The following is a 20143-nucleotide window of genomic DNA, read 5'->3' on the forward strand; positions in this document are numbered from 1 at the left end:
TATTCTTTGATAAATAATTAAATATTGAGCTGTTCCAAGACTTGGAACGGCTTTTTTAGTATTATTAGAGGTGAAGTAATTATCAGGGGCAGAACAATGAATAAAAAAATAATCTATTTTCTATCAATGGTATTCTTTGCCTTTATAGGCTTTATAACGTTTAACAACACTGTCGTGAAGGCCGATATTAGTAATGTTACAGTGACTCCCTTAATTGAGGATGCTAATAGTGATGTTACTGATAGGTTTGATATTGTTGGCAAACCGAATGCTACACGTACAGTTAAGATTTCTATTGGTAATTTCAGTATTAATAAACTACGTTTGAGAATTGTACCAACAAATGCAACAACTTCCATGGATGGTAAAATCGTCTATACAGACAAGGTTCGTGCAGGTCAGTATGGTTTGAAATATGCTTTTGCCGATATGACCAAGCCACAGACCTTAGTTTTGGAGCCGAATAAGACTAAAGATGTGACTTTTAAAATTAAATTGCCATCTGATAAGATAGAAGGATTAGTTATGGGTGGATTTAACATCTATGATGCAGCTAGGGATGGTGCCAAAGGTAATGCCAATGTTGCAGTCTGGATAACGGGCAACAATAAAGCTGTTGGTGGTATTATCAGTTTACATAATTTGGCTTTGGACGTAATTAGTCGAAAACCGCATATTATTATCAATTTGCAAAATAAAGAACCTGGTCAGATGAAGAATGTTATCGTTCATATGACTGTAAAACGTAAGAGTTGGTTGGATCGTTTCAATTTGGGACCTAAGGAAATGGTTGCCGATACGACGTATAATAAAGTTGCACCTAATTCAGCTATTCCGGTTGATTTTGATCAGAATCAGACACCAATTCAAGCGGGTGAATATGTTGTTAAGGGTGCGGCCCGAAGTGGAAAAGCTACTTGGACTTTCCATAAGACATATAAAATTACGCAAGATCAGGCGAATGATATCAACAAACGTTGTAAAGGCTTGATCTATAACAAGACCACAACTTATATTTTGATTGTCTGTGTCTTAGTATCATTGATTTTCCTTATTTTCTGGGCCATTTGGTATTCAGGTAGGAGTTAAAAATATGAAAAAACGAATAATATTATTTTTCTCAACATTGTTGATGTTATTAATTGCCTTTTTACCAGCAACAACGGTGAAGGCAGCACCAGACAAATCTTATGCTATTCAAGCAATTTTACCTGACAATCAAATTGACAAGAATGAATCATATTTTGATTTGAAGGTAACTCCTAAGAAGGAACAAACTTTAAAAGTTTTAATTGCGAATACTGGTACGAAACCAATTACAGTTACTGCTGAGGTTAACAATGCTTATACAGCTGACTCAGGTGTGATTGGCTATGATAAATACAATACTAAATTGTATAAGTCTAAGCTTCCTTCATTGACTTCATTAGTTGATGGTTCAAGGAAACAAGTTGTTAAGTTGGATACTGGTGAGAATAAGACGGTTGAATTCAAAGTTAAATCTCCAGATTCAGAATACGCCGGAATTATTCTTGGTGGAGTCACGACCACAGCGTCAGTCAGTCCTACTAAGTCAAAAAATATCAATATCAAGAATCAAGTGCGTTACGTTAAGGGTGTTGTTCTACGTTCAAAAGACGATGGAGTAATGCCTAGTATGCATTTAACTTCAGCTGCTCCAAGGGCTGTGGCGGGTTCAACTGGTATTTCTTATATGTTAGATAACACAGCTCCGATTAACATTAATAAAGTTAAATTGACTGCTCACATCAAACATAATGGTAAGACGATTAAGTACAACGCTGACAATTTGCAAATTGCGCCTAATTCACAATTCAATTACTTTATTCCGATTAGTAAGTTGACATCGGGAACTTATAAAGCACATATTACTTTGAAAAATGATTCTGGATTTTCTCAATCATTTGATAAAAATATATCGGTTCAACAAAAAGAAGTCGATAGTGTTAAAGATGCCATCAATCCTAAGCAGGAAAGTAATAATAAGCAGTGGATTGGTATCATCATTGGAATTATTGTTTTAATCGTAATTGTTGTTTGGATGTACTTGTACTATTCACAACGTAATAAGAACGGTAAAGGACCTAAAGGTCGTAGTGGATTGAGATTTGGTGGAAAACCAAAGAATGATCCTAATAAGACTACTAGATCTGGTAATACAAGATCATCTCGTCATAAGAAATAAGCTACCGATACCTCAAGCAAATAATGCTTGAGGTATTTTTTTATTCTTTTAATTAAGGTGGAGATATTATTTTATTGAGAATATAATAAGCTTGATGAGTAGGCTGAAGGAGGGCGTTAATTTGAAGACTAAAAATCTTTGGCAGAATGTTCTATTATTTTTTGCCAGTATTATGATTGTTCTTTTTAGTGCAACGACAGTTAAAGCTGATGATACGCCAACTGGGCTAAGTAATGATGATGTCTTGGGATATACACCGAATGGTTCTATCATAGGTAGACCAGCAAAAGATGGTATTTTTACTAAACCATCCAGTTTGATCAATGGTGGAACGAATGCAGCCGCTGTTGTTAATAATACTTTGAGTAATACGGTTTACATGACTTTTTGGAGTAGTAAAAATAATAATGGGATTTTATGGTCAAATGAGAAGAATAAGATGGATGTCACTAAGAATGCTTATTTTTCATTTTGGATAAAAACTCCTGTAGACACTGCTAGTGGTGGTGGATTAGCATTCGTTATGCAAAACGATCCTAATGGCACTAATGCTTTGTCGACTTTGAATGGCAATGCGACGGCACCAATGGAAACATTAGGTGTTTGGGCAGCGGATCAGAATACATCCCATTTGGCGAACGCTATTCAAAATAGTTGGGCACTAGAATTTGATAATTATCCTAACGTCAGTGGGAACGTGAATGATGCTTTTGACAAAGATTCGAGTTTGGATAGTACTCAATTAGTCAGTGACAAGGTTCACATTGCTTCGGGATATCCTGATGATGAGCAATCTTATTCACCACTGAGTAATGGGGCTTATTCATTGATTCATCAGTCACCAATTTATCGGACGATTGGTACAAATAGCGGTTGGCATCATGTTTCGATTCTATATAATCCGAATAATGATGGTAAGACGGCCAATATTACTTATAAATTCAATGATAAAAATATTGATGGTACACCTAACACTAATACTGGAGTAGATTCTGCTACAAATCCAATCGAGGCAGATAAAACGGTCGAAATCGACTTGAGTAAATTTAATTTAGGCAGTGATAAAAAGGTTACTTGGGGTTTTGTTGGTGCTGGTAATACGGGAGCAAGTGAATCTCAGTTGATTTATGAACAATTATCTTCATTGGCTGATGTTTCAGTTGATGCTAAAATCTTCGACTCTACTCAAAATGATCGCGAATTGACTTCTAATTATAAAGAAATCAATGCTGGCGATAATCTGAAGTTACAGTACGATTTGAAATACAATGGTGGACAAGAAGATGTTGGTAAAATCAAAACGACAATTGATGTGCCCAAAAACGTTACTTTAAATTATGGTGCTTCAATTAAATTTGCTAATGGCAATACGGAGAATATTTCTAATTCAGAAATTGACACAGCTAATAAGACTGGTGTTTTGACCCACACAATCAGTTTGGTTACGAACGTGTTGAATACGACTAATAATCAGGCTACGCTTACTTTAACTGGTACCACGCCAACAACGGTTGCTGACAATACGAAGGTAGCATCTAGTCATGTTCATTTTGCCAGTGATACTTATATTGGTGATGCAATGGCAACTGATTTTGTTATCCGTAATCCTAAAATCAAAACTCTAAATTTGGATGCTAGTTTGTCATCAACTGAGATTTCAACTATTACTAGTACCAATTTGAAGGGTTCACTTACTTATGCTGATGGTAGTGCCTTTGAAAGTGAGGGAGCTCTTTTAAATGTGACAGTTGATGGTAAAAATTTGAGTCAAATGGCAGTCACGGCTACTGATGACAATAAGAAGATTGATTTTTCACTTCCGTTTTATGGTAGTTCTGACGCCGGAACTGACTTACCTGAACAAGAGATTCTAGGCCCAGGTACACACACGATAACAATTTCAGCCAATGATCACTACAATAATAAATCAGAGACGAAGACCTTTACGGTGACAGTTGATGCGCAATCGTTGAAACTTGATTTAGGTGATGGTAACTTTTCATTTGCTAATATCCAATCATATTATTCTGGAGATGTACGTCGAAATGACGATTGGCAGGTCAATGTGATTGCTCAGGATTCATCGTGGTCTCTGTCAGCCAGTGGTACTTCTTTAGTGAACGACGATAGTGAGACTTTTGATGGTGAAATGTTTTATCGGGATGCCCAAGGTGAGGTAGCTGATTTGAATTCACCAACACTTATTAGTAATTCAGAAATTGAAAAGTCGGAGACGGGTACCTTTGATGTGACTAAGGGCTGGTCGAAAAATACTGGAATCTTGTTGCATTCAGATGGTGATCTAGTTTCTAGTGGAAAATATACAGGAACAATTAGTTGGACTTTGAATAACTCAATTTAGGTTAAAAATGATTCATTTTATGAAATAAAAGCTTTTATAAAGGTCGTCAATTGAAAAAACTCGGTAATTTATTACCGAGTTTTTTCAATATTTTGGACGACCATTATTATATTTTTTAATTGTTAATTAACACATTCTATTACAATTTTTTAGATGCATTTCCTAATGTGCTCATAAAATAGTTTGAAGACCAAAGATGGCCACTCCATAATTGTGATTTTGTTTCCGGGTATTTCTTGAGCCGTTCTCTAACCGATATTCTTTTTAGATTTTTTACGGTATTTGTTGGTGTTTTATCCGGTAAAAGAAAGCTGAAAGCACCAGTCTTCAGGCCACTAATAAAGATTTGTTTGAGGCATATAGGGGTTTCTTTAGTAAAAAGCGTAAGTTTCCTCGTTTCAAGAGCAAGAAGTTTCCCAAACAAAGTTATCAATCTAAGTTCGTAAATAACAACGTTGAGATCATTGATAACTCTTATATAAAACTTCCTAAACTTGGAGTAATGAAATATAAGAACAAGAAATCAATTCCTAGTATCATCAAGTACGTTACGATTCGTAAGTCATCTACTAGCAAGTATTATGCTGTTTTAACGGTTGATGAAGAACCAGAGCAATTACCTAAGACTAATAAATCAGTTGGAATTGATATGGTGTTTCTGATCTAGTCATTTGTTCAAACGGTAGAAAATATAAGGCTATACGGTTTGATAAAAAATTAGCTAAAAAGAAACACCATTGGGAAAAACGATTAGCTAGAAGACGTACTCAGGCTTTGAGGGACATTCAATACAAGAAAAAATTTGGATTGAGTGACCCAAAAACTTTAGAACAGTACAGTAATTATATAAAGGCTAAGCTCATGGTAGCTAAATACAGTGAAAAAATAGCTAATCAAAGGAAAGACTATCTTCATAAGATAACTCGTGAATTAGTTGAAAATAATGACATGATTGTAATTGAAGATTTGAAAACCAAAAATCTTCTTAAGAATCATAAATTATCACGTGTTATTGCCAACCAATCATGGAGTGCATTAAGACTAATGCTTGAATACAAGTGTGAATGGTATGGTAAAAAACTTTTGATAGTTAATCCATTCAAAACTAGTCAAATTTGTTCTAACTGTGGTTATGACGATGGTAAACACGGATTAAACATTCGAGAATGGGATTGTCCAAATTGTAGTATTCACCATGATAGAGATGTCAATGCAAGTAAAAACATATTAAATATTGGCTTGGAACAAGCCTTAGTAACCTCTACTGACTAGTTGAAATACTAGTTGGCAAGTATGGAATGTTCCTAGAAGCTCGGTATTTTAGTACCGACGTAGTTCACAGTGAAGGCGGCTTGATTATGAAAAAACATTTTCAAACGAAGACAGTTGATGATATTTCTGATGATTGGACAAATAATTCAGGTCTATTATTGGAGAATGATACTAGTAAAGAAAATGAGGCTGGTCAATATACTGGTACTTTAAATTGGACAGCAATTAATTCATTGTAAAAAAATAGACGGACTCGTTATGAGTTCGTCTATTTCTTTACAAAACTTTTTTCTTTTTATTTGTGGTGATTTTATTTTTAAGTTTTTTGACGTAGATTTGATTCAATTGAATCAATAACCAGATATAGTCTGGCCTAGTGGAGGAAATATCCCAGGGAATGACTTTAAGATTTCCTGGATACTTCTTTTTCTCGATATCCAATGGTAAGACATCCAATGAAGTGATTAAGACGTCGACATCATCGTAAACGTTACTTGGAACTACTTCAACGAATTCGAGATTACGAACTGTTCTTAAAGCAACCTCAGCGGCCTGATTACCTGGGTCAATTAAGACTTTAACACGGATGAAATCTTCTTCACGAATTGTTGAAATATAACTTGGCAAGATTTGATATAAATCTTTTGAAATTAATTCAGCCGCATTATAAATGCCCGGAAATTCATTTTGATCAACATTTGAGAAGAAGGTATAAACGTCTTTGTACAAGTCAGTATATGATTGTTCATTACCCTCAGCGTACATTGTATCGAGATGCATCAAGGAATATGGCGCCATGATGTAATAGAAAACAATATCACGGGTGACATAAGTCATGATGTGCTTCAAAGTCTTTTGATTATGATAAACAGTCATATCATCGTGATAATGCTCTTTAAGAAAATCTATAAAGTGATAAACGAGCGCGTAGAACTTCGGATTAATACGAGCATTAGTATTGATTGGTTGTTCAAAGGCGGTGTCACTAGGTTGAAAGGCTGTCTTTCTAAAGAGATTGATCAGCTTATTTTCATTATGTAAGGCATCTAGTGGCACAATTGGATAATCATCGTGAGTTAAAATCTCTTCACCTAGTTGTTGATTATCGAAGACAACGTTGTAATATGGCAAATCTTCAATATAATTTCGTTTGATCAAACGAATTCTGGAGATTGCCAAGAAATACTTCAGTTGAAAATGTACGATTGGATTGTCAAAAGTTATTCCCGCTTTGGCAATAATTTGATCGATTGAGTTCTCTTGAATAAGGCTAAATGGCCATTCTTGAGCATGGTAAGTATACCAATAGACATAATAAGCCATCCATCGGATATTTTTCTCATTACCCTTGATCTCAAGGGTTGAATTGGAAATTTTAAGTCCAAAGTTTTTAAGGAAGGCTCTGAATTTGGACATTCGACGATTGAGAGTTGATTTACTAGTAAAGTGTTCGTTACTGAAACTCTCAAATGATGGATTAGCACTGGTCAGGCCATAATTAAAGGCCTGAAAAACTACCGAGTTCTTAACTAAGTATAGGCGGTAAGTATCAATGAAAATTTTACTAAAGTCGATTGACTCAATCTTAGTGTCACTAGGATCGATATCAGGGGCGACATCGGCAAAATCTTCTAGCAGTGCTTGGAAAATGTTATATGTTTTTTGGTACGTAAATTGTAATCTACTACTAATATTACTCAAGTTTACTTCACGAGGAGGTAGCGACTTAATAACAGTTAGCATTCGATATTTCTCTACGTCTTGCTTAACTAAGAAAATTTGCTCCAACATGTTTGTTTCCCCCGGCAATGTTAAATTGTTAATTTAAAAAGATTAATAAATATAAGAAACACTACTTGCTACTATCTTAACATTTATTTATAATATTTTGTAATCAGATAGAGGCGCAATTTTTATTAGTCGTGTTTTGGAGTACGATAGGGTACCTTGAAAAAACATTAAAGGAAAAGTTGCCGAAATCATTTTATCCCTACTTGATAAAGTTGATTGGGCTATTACTTAATAGGTGGTAGACTGTCGTACGTTCAGAGAATGAGTTTCTTATTTTTTGAAAAACGTTGAGCTATTGATTATTGGGATAATTATAATCCTTATTGTCAGTAGTTCCTCTGATAATAGGGACTTTTTTTATGTCCAAATAAAAGGGGAATGAAAGATGGAAAATAATGATGTGAGTCGGTCGTTAAAGACTCGTCATCTATCAATGATTGCGTTAGGAGGTTCGATTGGAACTGGATTATTTGTTGCCAGTGGTTCTTCAATCTCAACCGCAGGACCTGGAGGAGCTCTGATAGCTTATGCGGCTATCGGTATCATGGTCTATTTCTTGATGACAAGTTTGGGAGAAATGGCAACTTATATGCCGGTCTCCGGTTCCTTTGCAACTTACGCAACTAAATTTATCGATCCAGCCTTTGGCTTTGCTTTAGGTTGGAATTATTGGTTTAACTGGGCTATTACCTTAGCGGTAGACTTATCAACTATTTCATTGGTTGTTAAGTATTGGTTCCCAAGTTGGACATCATGGAAAATAAGTTTAACTTTTATGATTGTTTTACTAGTAATTAATTTTATTTCAGTTGGATCATTTGGTGAAACTGAATATTGGTTATCATCAATTAAAGTTATTGCTGTAATCATCTTCTTGATTGTTGGTATCTTGAGTATTTTAGGTATTCTAGGCAATCAAAATTTTGTTGGTTTAACTAACTACACTTACAAGAAAGCACCATTTGTTGGTGGAATACCGGCAATTCTGAGTGTATTCGTTGTAGCTGGTTTTTCGTTCCAGGGTACCGAGTTGATCGGAATTACCGCAGGTGAATCTGCTACACCCGAGAAGAGTATACCTAAGGCTATCAAGCAAGTCTTCTGGAGAATCTTGTTATTCTACATATTGTCAATCGCCGTTATCGGTGCCTTGATTCCTTATACAAGTCCTAACTTATTAGGATCAGGAGCTGGCGATATTGCTATCAGTCCATTTACTATTGTCTTCAAAAAAGTTGGTATTCCACTAGCTGCTGGAGTAATGAATGCCGTTATTTTAACATCAGTTATTTCTGCTGCTAATTCAGGATTATATGCTGCCAGCCGTATGCTCTGGTCAATGAGTAAACAAGGCATGGCACCAAAGGCTTTCCAAAGAACCAATGGTCGAGGCGTTCCCGTATTTTCACTATTATTAACAGCTTTAGTTGGAGCCATCGCCTTGTTTACAAGTTTGTATGGTGATTCATTCTATGAATTGTTAGTTGCCGCATCAGGACTAACCGGATTCATTGCATGGTTAGGAATAGCCTTTTCACATTACCGTTTCAGAAAAGCATACTTGTATAAAGGCTATGATCTAGATGATCTTCGTTATAAAGCAAAGTGGTTCCCATTTGGACCAATTTTAGCCATTGTTTTAGGAATTATTATTATCTTAGGACAAGACGTAAGATCAATGGTAGATTTCAATATCGGAAGATTATTGATTAGTTATAGTGGATTGATTATTTTGTTCGTATGTTGGCTTTACTACAAGATTAGATATAAGACTAAGTTTTTGAAACTAGAAGATATCGATGTAAAACATGAACAAAAACACAACCGCTATTGATATTTAAGTTAGTTTAAATTATTATTAGAAATGAATATAACGCTAAGAGAGTGCCTACTCATAAACCTTTCAGAGAAGCGATGGTTGGTGAAAATCGCAAAGGCTTTTATTCCAGCATTCTGGCAACGGGTAATGCCGTTCGGGTTGATCCGATAAAGTCTGAAAGTGCAGTGTATTTGCGTACACTGAAACTGGGTGGTACCGCGAATGGTCGATTCGTCCCTTTATTGGGATGAATCGGCCTTTTTTTGTAGAGAGCGGAGCAGGGGCGTTCAGCTCCCGAGGATTAAGACTACTTATCTCAGTCGGTAGCGAAGCGCCGGCAGAGATAAGTTGACTTAACCGGAAGGAGTTGTCCCTGCGAAGCTCGTTTCCACTATAAAAAATAGAACAATGGTTATCAAAAAAAATTTCACCCCAAACCAAAAAAGAGTACAAACTCTCTCAAGCCAAAAATCAAAAAGGAGAATCTCAATGTTAGATATCAAATTGATTAGAAAAGATCCAGAATGGATCAAGAACAAGTTAGCATCACGTGGAGTAACTAGTGATGAAATTGATGAATTGCTTGGCTATGACAGCAAACGTCGTGAATTATTAGTTAAGAGTGAAACCCTTAAAGAAAAGAGAAACACTGTTTCTCAAGGTATCGCTACTAAGAAACGTAATAAAGAAGATGCCAGTGACGAAATTGCTGCTATGAAGCAAGTTGGTTCAGACATTAAGGACTTGGATGCTGAGCTTGAAGAAACAGAAGGAAAAATGAACTATATCTTAGTTCGTCTACCTAATATTCCTGATGATTCAGTTCCTGTTGGACCTGATGAAAGTACTAACGTTGAAATCCGTAAAGTCGGTGCTATTCCTAAGGAAGGTTTCAAACCTCGTCATCACTGGGATATCGGTGAAGAACTAGGAATCTTAGACTTTGAACAAGCTACTAAAGTTGCTGGTTCACGTTTTGTTTACTACATTGGCATGGGTGCTAGACTTGAACGTGCTGTTTACAACTTTATGTTGGATCAACACCAAAAGGAAGGCTATACAGAAGTTATCCCTCCATACTTGGTAAACAACGATGCCATGTTTGGTACAAGTCAATTCCCTAAGTTTACTGAAGACGTTTATACAGTTATGGTTGATGAAAACCCACTAACTTTGATTCCTACAGCTGAAGTACCTTTGACAAACTACTTTGCCGGTAAGATTTTGAATGAAAAAGACTTACCTAAGTACGTTACAGCTCTAACACCTTGTTTCCGTTCAGAAGCAGGTAGTGCTGGTCGTGATACTCGTGGTTTGATCCGTATGCACCAATTCAATAAAGTTGAAATGGTTAAGGTTACAAAACCAGAAGAATCATACAATGAACTAGAAAAATTGACAGCTAATGCTGAAAATATTTTGAAACAATTAGGACTACCATATCACGTTATCGTACTTTCAAGTGGGGATGCCAGTTTCAGTTCAGCTAAGACATACGATCTTGAAGTTTGGATGCCTGCTCAAGACAAGTATCGTGAAGTTTCAAGTTGTTCAAACTGTCTTGACTTCCAAGCTCGTCGTGCTCATATCCGTTACCGTGACGAAAATGGTAAGACAAAGTTGGCACATACTTTGAATGGTTCAGGACTTGCTGCAGGTCGTACCGTAGCTGCTATCCTTGAAAATTACCAAAATGAAGATGGATCAGTTACAATTCCTGACGTATTGGTACCATACATGGGTGGAATTACAAAAATTACTAAAGAAAATGCCAAATAAGTATTGACTCAATCCCAATAGATTGATAAGATTTAATAGTTCTGTTAAAGAGCTATTGAATTATTCCGGATTAGCTCAGTTGGTAGAGCATCTGACTGTTAATCAGGGTGTCGTCAGTTCGAGTCTGACATCCGGAGTTATAAATACTTAGGAAATCCTAGGTGTCTTCAATAGAAATACATCTAGTTCATTTGAATTAGATGTATTTTTTTTATAGGATTTCTTTTTCTTGCCGTGTTAGCTCAGTTGGTAGAGCATCGGTATCGTAAACCGGCGGTCACAGGTTCGACTCCTGCACACGGCATAATAAGAATGTCAGTTAAAAAAGAAGAGCCTTTGAATACTGTTAGATCAGCATTCAAGGCTTTTTTTTATTTGTAAAAATCCAAGAATGTCAGAGAAAATCAAATGACTTTGCACGAAAGTTTGCACGGCTGATAACTTTTTCGATTTTAAATTTGTCGTGCAAATTTTTAACAATTCATATGTATGCCTTTTCAAAGAAGATTATTTTACAAATCAAAGAATATCAAAAAAATGTTATAAATTTCCCTAAGCTATATAAATTTACTCGCATTAATTATATAATGACTGTATTAGATAATGAATTGAGAAATACCTCCCAGGGGAAACACAGACGTGTTTCTCCATTTTTTTGATAAAAAATAAACAAAAAAGCTAACCTGAAGAGGTTAGCTCATGAAATTGAAGTCGACAATTAAATCTATATTGTTGGCTTTTTTTATTCAACTTTATTTAAAGCATTTTGAACGGCTTCTTTAATGGCTTTACTTGAAGCTGAAGCACCAGAAACGGTATCGACATCGACAGAATTCTTAGCGACGATTTCTTTTGGAAGTTCTTCAACAGCTTTCAAACCGTAGTCGTCGGATTCACTTTGTTTCAAAACTTCGATATCTTGAATATTTTTGTCGTCATCAACTGTGACACGGACAACGATTTCGTTACCCATACCGGCAGTTGATTTACCGATATATTGATTATCATTTGTTTCGAAATGTTCTTCGGCAATATCGGAACCGAGTCCTTCTTCATGGATGCTGGCTGAAGTTTGAGCATCAACATTTGTGGTAGTAGCTTCAGATTTTACACTAGCAGCATTTTCACCAGCAATCTTACCAAAGATTAAATTCTCGGCTAAATGCTACCACCGTTGTATTGACGTCCCATCAAACTACCTAATTCACCGGCAGCATAAAGATGAGGGATTACTTGATCATCGTTGTCGACCACTTCGGCATGAGAGTTGTGAACTGGACCACCTTGAGTATTCAATAGACCTTGCACCATTGCTAGAGCATAATAAGGACCATCGTCAAAAGCAGTCAAGGTTTCAGGATCACGATTGAAAGCATAGTCACGTTTTTGTTCGGCAAAGTAATTGAAGTCTGTAATAGTTTTTTGCAACTTATCAACATCGACATCCAAAACTTTGGCCAAACTTTCAAGATTGTCAGCTTTAACGACAGCTTTCAAAAATTCTGGGTAAGGAGCATTTTTATCGTTAGATAATTCATCGTACTTCTTTTGATCAAAGACGACGTAGGGATGACGTTGAGCTAGAGGGATTCTCCAGTTGCCGTGGTCTTGAATGTGACCGTGTCTGTGGATTTCATTTTCATCGAAGTAACGAGTTCCATCGTCACCGACAACAATCAAGCTGCCTTGATGGAAAGCGGGCCAGTCAAATGGCAAAAATTGTGAACGTTGGCCTTTGGCAGGTTTAGGTGTCAACCCATGGAAGATACCGTATGATTCATAATTGTTCATGTTGTAAAGTTGAGCACCGACCTCGCTAGCCATTTTGACGCCAATACCTTTGTTGTAGAGAGAACCAATGGGATTCAAGCTAGTTTCGCCTAAGTAGTTTTCAATCATTTTAGGATTGTTTTCAAAACCACCAGTTGCCATTACAACACCATTATTGGCTTTAACGTTTAATAATTTACCGTCACGTTCAATTTGAACTCCGACAATTGCCTTAGTTTCTGGATTTTGAATTAAGTGCTTTGCAGGTGTTTGATAAAGGACATCAATTTTATCAGCACGGTCGAGAACTTGTTGACGTAAATTCTTCCATAAAGCTGAATCGGCCACACCTTCATGGACAGCAACTAGTTCATGGGTAGCTTGACCTCTAAATTCGGGATATTCGTGAGCCATAAAGTATAAAGCTTTGGAAACAGGTGATTCTGGATGTTGACCCATAACAAAAGGTTTTACACCCAAATATTTTTCTAGATAATCAGGAATTTTGTACAATCCCTGAATGAAAGTTTCCATTAAATCTTGATCATAAGCCAATGGGTAGGCCAAATCTTGATAATATTTTCTCAAATCATCAAGGTTGTCACCTGAAGAAATAACTTGTCCGGCGTAGCGAGTATTGCCACCTTCATGACCCTCGGGAGCTGAATCAGTAATTAAGACCTTAGCATTGTTGTCGGCCGCAAATCTTGCAGCAGTAGCACCAGCACCACCAAAGCCTAAGACGATTACATCATAAGTAGCATTCCAATTTAGTTTTGAATCCTCAAACATATCATTCACTCCATTTCCGTAAGGTGTTATGGTTAATATAACTCTAAATTGTGACATTGTGAACGTTTTATAAATCTGGAATTGAAATCGAGGATGAAAATGAGTTTAGTTAATAAGAAGTATTATGCCCTAGGAACCTTGATCAATCTGACCGTTGCGACTCCAGCCGGAGAGGAAGAGTTGGATGCAGCTTACGAGTTGATTAAAAATTTTGAAGATAAATTGACCGTCAATCGTGATCAATCTGAAGTTATGTCCATCAATTATTCAGCTGGAATCAAACCAGTAGCGGTACCAACTGACACTTACGATTTAATCAAACGTGCAGTATTAGTTAGTCGTCAGCATTTAGGTTTCAATGTTGCGATTGGACCATTGGTTAAGTTGTGGAAAATAGGTTTCAAAGGTGCTAACAAACCCAGTGATGCCGATATTAAAGAACGTTTACGTATCATTGACCCTGAAAGGATCAAATTGGACGATGAACAGCAAACTGTCTTTTTGGAAGAAAAGGGTATGGAAATTGACCTAGGTGGAATTGCTAAAGGCTATATTGCTGATAAAATCAAAGCCCTGTGGTTAAGTATGAATGTTGAAACGGGCATTATCGATTTGGGTGGTAATGTACTTTTAGTCGGTCCCAGTGTTCATGAAGATAAGATGTGGAATATCGGTGTCCAAAATCCAGTAGAAAAGCGGGATGTGTCGTTAGGTGTTTTGCATACTACGGCCAAGTCAATTGGAACGTCAGGTATTTATGAACGTAAACTAGTTATTGATGGTCATGAATATCATCATATGTTCGATTCCAAAACGGGCTATCCTATCAAAAATAATCTTGCCAGCGTGACGATTGTTAGTGATAAATCAATTGATGGAGAGATTTGGTCAACCGTTGGTTTCTATCAAGGTATCGAAAAAGGATTGACTTTGATTGAAAGCCAACCTGGTGTTGAAGCTATTTTCATCACGAAAGATTTGGAATATCAGACAACTAGTGGACTACGTGACAAGTTTTTTAAAATATAACAATTATATATCATAACAATTCCAAAATTGTGTTGATTTATATTGTGAACGAATTTACAATGAACATGTAAGATAATTATAAATAAGGTGATTGCTAATATGAATAAATTTATTGCAATAGTGGGATCTAATTCCAATAAGTCAACTAATCGTGAATTATTGAAGTACATGAAGAAACGTTTCCAATCAGCTGCCGAAATTGAGTTGGTTGAGATCAAGAATCTTCCAATTTATAAGAAGAGTGCTGACAAATATGTTCCTCAAGAAGCATTAGATATTGCTACTAAAATTGAAGCCGCTGACGGTGTGATTATTGCGACACCTGAATACGATCATTCTATTCCAGCTGCTTTATCAAGTGCACTAGCTTGGTTATCATATGGAATTCATCCATTTGTGGATAAGCCAGTTATGATTACAGGAGCTTCTTATGGATCATTAGGTTCATCACGTGCTCAAGCTCAATTGCGTCAGATTCTGGATTCACCAGAATTGAAAGCTAGAATTATGCCTAGTTCGGAGTTCCTATTGGGCCACTCATTACAAGCTTTTGATGAGAATGGTGACTTGAAGGATGAAAAGGTTATTAAGCAATTAGACGGGTTGTTCCAAGATTTCTTGGATTTCGTGAATATATCAAAACAATTAAATAATGCTAATGAAGTTAACAAACAAAAAGCCAAAGAATTTTCTTGGGATAAGGACTAGGAGAGGTAAATATGAAATTAGTAGGTATTGCAGGTTCAATCGCTGACCAATCATACAATCGCACATTATTGAATTTCATTGCAAAGCACTGTGAGGGTGTTGTTGATATTGAAGTTTTGGATATCAATCAAGTGCCAATGTTCAGTCAAGATGACGATCAAACAAATAGTTCCGTTATTCAAAAATTAAGTAACAAGGTTAAGTCAGCTGACGGCGTTATCATTGCAACTCCTGGACATAACCATACCGTTCCAGCTGCTTTGAAGAATGTTATTGAATGGTTATCATATGAGATTCATCCTTTTGATGGCAAGCCAGTCATGATCGTAGGAGCCTCATATCATACTCAAGGTTCATCACGTGCTCAATTACACTTGAGACAAATCTTAGAGGCACCAGGAGTTAATGCGGTTGTTTTGCCTGGTAATGAATTCCTATTAGGTAACGTTAAGACAGCTTTTGATGATAACGGTGAATTGAAGGATCAACGTACTGTTGACTTTCTTGATACAACTTTACAAAAATTTATTAAGTTTGCGAAGGTGATTAATATGATCGATGCTGACGACTATGAAAAAGAAGATTTATCAGCTTCAGGTAAAGTAGATACAACTGTAGAAGGTGTAGATATGGATGATCCTGATTGGATAAATAAAGCTGCTGAAAAGGTTAACGCTGTAGATGGTGATACTTATGTTAAGTTGGATAGTGGTTTGTTAACTGTTAACCAGTTGAACTACATGTTGAAGACTACACCGATTGAATTGACTTACGTAGATGAAAATAATCAATTTATCTATTACAATCGTTTCTTACCAACTGAAAAGATGTTGGCTAAGAGAACACCTGCTCAAGTCGGTGATTCATTGACTGCAGTTCACCCAGGTAAAGCGCGTGTTATTAAGCATGTTAAACAAGTTATCCACATGTTGAGAAGTGGTAAGACTGATTTAGTTTCAATGCCAGTACCTGGAGGAGATAGCGATCATCATGTTATGCATTACTACAAAGCTATGCATGATGAAGAAGGTAATTACAAAGGTGTTAATGAATGGGCTGTTGATTTGAAACCTATCGTTAATGAATACTTGAAACAAACTGGTCAAATGTTGGTTCCAGATCCAAACGCTAAGGTTGACGCTACTTCCGGAGCTTCAGAGAAATCTGAAACATCAGTGGATGCAACTGCTAGTGCTTCTAAAGAAGAAGCAGAAGAGGTCAAACCTGAAGTTGATGCAACAAGTAGTGCTTCAAAACATTAAATGAAAATAGACTTCCTTATTGGGAGTCTATTTTTTTATCTATTCAGACCAATTAAGTTTTGAACATAAAAAAAGCTCATCTGAGGGGGGATGAGCTCGTTTTTGTTGTACGAATGCACAACGACATTACCAGTAGTGTCGGGGGAAAGATATGAATGCTTTATGAGGGTTTCCAATTTCTTTTAAATATTAGATAGAGAGGGATTTGTTAATTAATTAATGAAAGCATTCAAAGTAAATTATTGTAATGGGATTTTTCTTAATTGATTGAGGGGATCAATTAAGAATTTAAATTTGTGAGTTAACGATATGAGGATGTATCGTAACTGTTTTAAGAGTTAAAGGAAGGAATCGCATCTCATATCTTTCCCCTTTCACAGTTATAAATATAGCATATATGTTTAAACATGTTGTTTCAAAATAGAACAAATTATTTATTTGTTTTTAGGATAAAATAATGAATTGATTGAGCAATAATAATTCGATATTGTGTTTTAAGGCCTTGAAATAAATTCTAGACACAAAAAAAGCTCATCTGAGGGGGATAAGCCTGTCTTTTCGTTACGATTATGTAACGACATTACCAGTAGTGTCAGGGGAAGGCATGAATGATTTCGATAAAATTTCCAAATTGAGGGATTTGGTATTAATAACGGAAAGCATTCAAACTGAATTTGTAATTGGGATAACTCGTAATAAGTAAAAATTGATTGAGGGGGCAATTTTTATTCATTAGTTCGTTTAGATTTTAGATCTCGGTATGAGGATGTGTACCGTGATCCATGTATCAAAAGTAATAAAGGAGGAATCATAATTGATTCATACCATATCCCCTTTCACAGTTATAAATATAGCACATATTTTTAAACATGATTTTTCAATTATCGTAAAAATAATTGTTTGTTTTTAATATCACAATATTTATTTATTGCAATTAGAAATATGTTAATGGATAAGATTTCATGAGGGATGGTAGTTAAATAATTTAAGTAATTAATTTAGTTTGAAATTAATAATCAATATTTATTAGAAAAGATATCTTTTTTATATTCGAATTAATAAAAAAGAACAAAAAAACAGCTCATCTGGGGGGACGGGCTTGTTTTTTGTTACACACATTGGTGTAACGGCATTACCAGTAGTGTCAGGGGAAGATATGAATGCTTGTGAGGTTTCCATATTTGTCAAATAGAGAGGGATTTGTTAATTAATTAATGAAAGCATTCAAAGTAAATTATTGTAATGGGATATTACAAACGTATCTTTTGAGTAAAAATTGATTGAGGGGGGCAATTTTTATTATTGATACGAATGAACTTTACAGGTTAACGATATGAGGATGTGTATCGCAACCTTCATTAAGAGTTAAAAAAGGAAGGAATTGCATTTTCATATCTAAACCCCTTGCACACTTATAATATACCACATGTGTTTAAACAATTAAATTCATTTTCGAAAAAAATATTTATTTGTTTTTAATATCACAAATTTAATCATTTATTAGATAATAGCGTTATCATAAGATTTTTGTTGATAAAAGATAATCCACAAATATGAAGGAAGTGAGGATTAAGAATTAAATTTATCTGCCGATATCAAGATATTATATAAGTGAAATATATTTTTTAAATATCTTGTAAACGCTTTTAATGTATTAGTGAATAAATTATAATAATAAGAAAAAGGGACGGTGTCTATTATGAAAGTAAGTATTGTAGGTTGTACACATGCAGGAACTTTTTCAGCAATGAACATTTTGAAGGAGCACCCAGACTGGGAAGTTTCCGTTTTTGAAAGAAATGATAATTTATCTTTTCTATCCTGTGGGATTGCACTGTGGGTAAGTGATCGTGTTTCAGACCCTAATAAGATGTTCTATGCCAGCCCCGAGGCATTAACTGATATGGGTGCACATATGTATATGCAACATGATGTAACTGATATTGACTTTGATAACAAGAAATTGTCAGTGAAAAGTTTGGCAAATGGTGATACTTTTAGTCAACCATATGATAAGTTAGTAATCACAACTGGCTCAGCTCCAATTATTCCACCAATTCCTGGAATTAATTCAGATCGTGTTATGTTGTGCAAGAACTGGACTAATGCCAATGAATTGAAAGAAAATGCCAAAGATATTAAGAGTGCTATTGTTATTGGTGCTGGCTATATTGGTGCAGAATTAGCTGAAGGTTATGCTACTTTAGGCAAAGAAACAACCTTGATTGATGCTTTACCTGATGTTTTGGCTAAGAACCTTGATCCGAATATGTCGGCCGTTGCTGAAAAAGATTATATCGATAATGGTGTAACTTTAGGTTTGAGTGAAAAAGTAGAGTCATTTGAAGAAACAGATCATAGTGTAATTGTTAAAACCGATAAGAATACTTACGAAGCTGACATTGCCGTTATGTGTGTTGGTTTCCGTCCTAATACAAAGATGTTCGCTGATAAATTTGAAACTCTTCCAAATGGTGCATTAGTTGTGGATAAATATATGCACACAAGCATTCCAGATGTTTATTCAGCTGGTGACGCAGCATCTGTTCATTACAATCCAACTGGTGACAACCAATATATTCCTTTAGCAACTAACTCAGTTCGTCAAGGTATTCTAGTTGGTAAGAATATTGAAAAAGATACCGCTGAATATATGGGTACACAAGCTAGTTCAGCTGTTGAATTGTTTGGCAGAACCTATGCAGCAAGTGGATTGACTAAGGTTCATGCTGATGCTTTGGGTAAGAATGTTGCTGAAGTTTCACTTGAAGACAACTATCGTCCTGAGTTTATGTTATCAACAACTCCTGTTCTAATGAACTTAGTTTGGGATCCTGAGACAAGAGTAGTTCTTGGTGGTGCTTTGACAAGTAAATATGATGTATCACAATCAGCTAACTTGCTATCACTTGCTATTCAAAAGAAAGTTACAATTGATGAACTATCAATGGTTGATTTCTTGTTCCAACCAAACTTTGATAAACCAGTTAATTACGTTAGTGCTTTAGCAGGTGCTGCTGTTGAAAAAGCTGATTCAACTGTTAATGAATAATTGAAGATTATGAGGGTGGCTTTGGGGCCGCCTTTTTTTGTATAACCTGTGTGAAATCCTTGGGGGTGATGTTGATGGAAGATGATGATTTTATCATGCGTCAGATTAAATCTTTTGCTGAGTGCTTTGGAGCTGTTCTGGGAAAAGGTAAGGCGAGAAATGAAGTAGTCTTTGAACAGCAACAGAATCAAAAAGGAAGATTTATACTGATTTGGATCAATTATTGTTGCATCGTAAATATGAAGAAGCCATTCATTATGTTTATGCACAGAAATTTGAGTTAGATATTGATAGTTATTAT

General features: G+C 35.7%; 15 protein-coding genes, 2 tRNA genes, 1 pseudogene and 1 riboswitch. Of the genes and pseudogenes, 15 read left to right on the forward strand and 3 right to left on the reverse strand.

The annotated features are described in order from the left end of the window. Nucleotides 1-96 precede the first annotated feature (96 nt). The 3 genes from ATN92_RS15410 (at nt 97) to ATN92_RS15420 (ending at nt 4568) form a co-directional block, all read left to right on the forward strand. On the forward strand, nt 97-1089 hold the full coding sequence (locus ATN92_RS15410) for a WxL protein peptidoglycan domain-containing protein (protein WP_056953584.1): 993 nt from the start codon (nt 97-99) through the stop codon (nt 1087-1089). 4 nt (nt 1090-1093) lie between these two features. Beyond that, nucleotides 1094-2206 carry a DUF916 domain-containing protein gene (locus tag ATN92_RS15415; protein WP_087721267.1) on the forward strand — a complete coding sequence of 371 codons (1113 nt, stop codon included), beginning with the start codon at nt 1094-1096 and terminating at the stop codon, nt 2204-2206. A 121-nt stretch (nt 2207-2327) separates the two neighbouring features. Beyond that, nucleotides 2328-4568 (forward strand): L-type lectin family protein, encoded by a 2241-nt coding sequence (locus ATN92_RS15420; RefSeq protein WP_056953587.1) that lies wholly within the window; start codon nt 2328-2330, stop codon nt 4566-4568. 139 nt (nt 4569-4707) lie between these two features. Here the strand turns inward: ATN92_RS15420 and ATN92_RS15425 are convergent, their stop codons facing one another. Continuing rightward, nucleotides 4708-5001 carry a transposase gene (locus ATN92_RS15425; RefSeq protein ID WP_143444178.1) on the reverse strand — a complete coding sequence of 98 codons (294 nt, stop codon included), beginning with the start codon at nt 4999-5001 and terminating at the stop codon, nt 4708-4710. Nucleotides 5002-5070: 69 nt separating this feature from the next. On the opposite strand from ATN92_RS15425, the gene ATN92_RS18940 reads away from it, so the two are divergent. The 3 genes from ATN92_RS18940 to ATN92_RS15435 all read left to right on the forward strand — a co-directional run bounded on the left by ATN92_RS18940 (nt 5071) and on the right by ATN92_RS15435 (nt 6079). Continuing rightward, nucleotides 5071-5235 carry a hypothetical protein gene (locus tag ATN92_RS18940; protein WP_234032517.1) on the forward strand — a complete coding sequence of 55 codons (165 nt, stop codon included), beginning with the start codon at nt 5071-5073 and terminating at the stop codon, nt 5233-5235. Nucleotides 5236-5267: 32 nt separating this feature from the next. After that, nucleotides 5268-5840 (forward strand): RNA-guided endonuclease TnpB family protein, encoded by a 573-nt coding sequence (locus tag ATN92_RS18945; protein WP_234032522.1) that lies wholly within the window; start codon nt 5268-5270, stop codon nt 5838-5840. A gap of 86 nt (nt 5841-5926) precedes the next feature. Then, nucleotides 5927-6079, forward strand: a complete 153-nt coding sequence (locus tag ATN92_RS15435) for a hypothetical protein (protein WP_156638767.1) — start codon at nt 5927-5929, stop codon at nt 6077-6079. Nucleotides 6080-6116: 37 nt separating this feature from the next. Here the strand turns inward: ATN92_RS15435 and ATN92_RS15440 are convergent, their stop codons facing one another. Continuing rightward, nucleotides 6117-7631: a helix-turn-helix domain-containing protein gene (locus ATN92_RS15440; RefSeq protein WP_056953591.1), complete on the reverse strand. Its 1515-nt coding sequence runs from the start codon at nt 7629-7631 to the stop codon at nt 6117-6119. Nucleotides 7632-7731: 100 nt separating this feature from the next. Next, nucleotides 7732-7934: riboswitch (Lysine riboswitch) on the forward strand. 82 nt (nt 7935-8016) lie between these two features. On the opposite strand from ATN92_RS15440, the gene ATN92_RS15445 reads away from it, so the two are divergent. The 4 genes from ATN92_RS15445 to ATN92_RS15460 all read left to right on the forward strand — a co-directional run bounded on the left by ATN92_RS15445 (nt 8017) and on the right by ATN92_RS15460 (nt 11533). Continuing rightward, nucleotides 8017-9465, forward strand: a complete 1449-nt coding sequence (locus ATN92_RS15445; RefSeq protein ID WP_056953593.1) for an amino acid permease — start codon at nt 8017-8019, stop codon at nt 9463-9465. 474 nt (nt 9466-9939) lie between these two features. Beyond that, the gene (serS, locus tag ATN92_RS15450; protein ID WP_056953595.1) at nt 9940-11229 is read left to right on the forward strand and encodes a serine--tRNA ligase; all 1290 of its coding nucleotides are present in this window, start codon (nt 9940-9942) and stop codon (nt 11227-11229) included. A 64-nt stretch (nt 11230-11293) separates the two neighbouring features. Further along, nucleotides 11294-11366, forward strand: a tRNA-Asn gene (locus ATN92_RS15455). Between the two features lie 94 nt (nt 11367-11460). Then, nucleotides 11461-11533, forward strand: a tRNA-Thr gene (locus ATN92_RS15460). A 438-nt stretch (nt 11534-11971) separates the two neighbouring features. Here ATN92_RS15460 and ATN92_RS15465 read toward each other — a convergent pair. Further along, nucleotides 11972-13791 (reverse strand): annotated as a pseudogene (locus tag ATN92_RS15465) (FAD-binding protein). A 99-nt stretch (nt 13792-13890) separates the two neighbouring features. Here ATN92_RS15465 and ATN92_RS15470 point away from each other — a divergent pair. The 5 genes from ATN92_RS15470 to ATN92_RS15490 all read left to right on the forward strand — a co-directional run bounded on the left by ATN92_RS15470 (nt 13891) and on the right by ATN92_RS15490 (nt 20126). After that, the gene (locus ATN92_RS15470) at nt 13891-14820 is read left to right on the forward strand and encodes an FAD:protein FMN transferase (protein WP_056953597.1); all 930 of its coding nucleotides are present in this window, start codon (nt 13891-13893) and stop codon (nt 14818-14820) included. Between the two features lie 99 nt (nt 14821-14919). Beyond that, nucleotides 14920-15528 (forward strand): NADPH-dependent FMN reductase, encoded by a 609-nt coding sequence (locus ATN92_RS15475; protein WP_056953599.1) that lies wholly within the window; start codon nt 14920-14922, stop codon nt 15526-15528. An 11-nt stretch (nt 15529-15539) separates the two neighbouring features. After that, nucleotides 15540-16790 carry an NAD(P)H-dependent oxidoreductase gene (locus ATN92_RS15480; protein ID WP_056953601.1) on the forward strand — a complete coding sequence of 417 codons (1251 nt, stop codon included), beginning with the start codon at nt 15540-15542 and terminating at the stop codon, nt 16788-16790. 1699 nt (nt 16791-18489) lie between these two features. Next, the gene (locus ATN92_RS15485) at nt 18490-19842 is read left to right on the forward strand and encodes an FAD-dependent oxidoreductase (RefSeq protein ID WP_056953603.1); all 1353 of its coding nucleotides are present in this window, start codon (nt 18490-18492) and stop codon (nt 19840-19842) included. A 74-nt stretch (nt 19843-19916) separates the two neighbouring features. Further along, the gene (locus ATN92_RS15490) at nt 19917-20126 is read left to right on the forward strand and encodes a hypothetical protein (protein WP_056953605.1); all 210 of its coding nucleotides are present in this window, start codon (nt 19917-19919) and stop codon (nt 20124-20126) included. Nucleotides 20127-20143 lie beyond the last annotated feature (17 nt).

It is taken from the genome of Companilactobacillus bobalius (assembly GCF_009764355.1).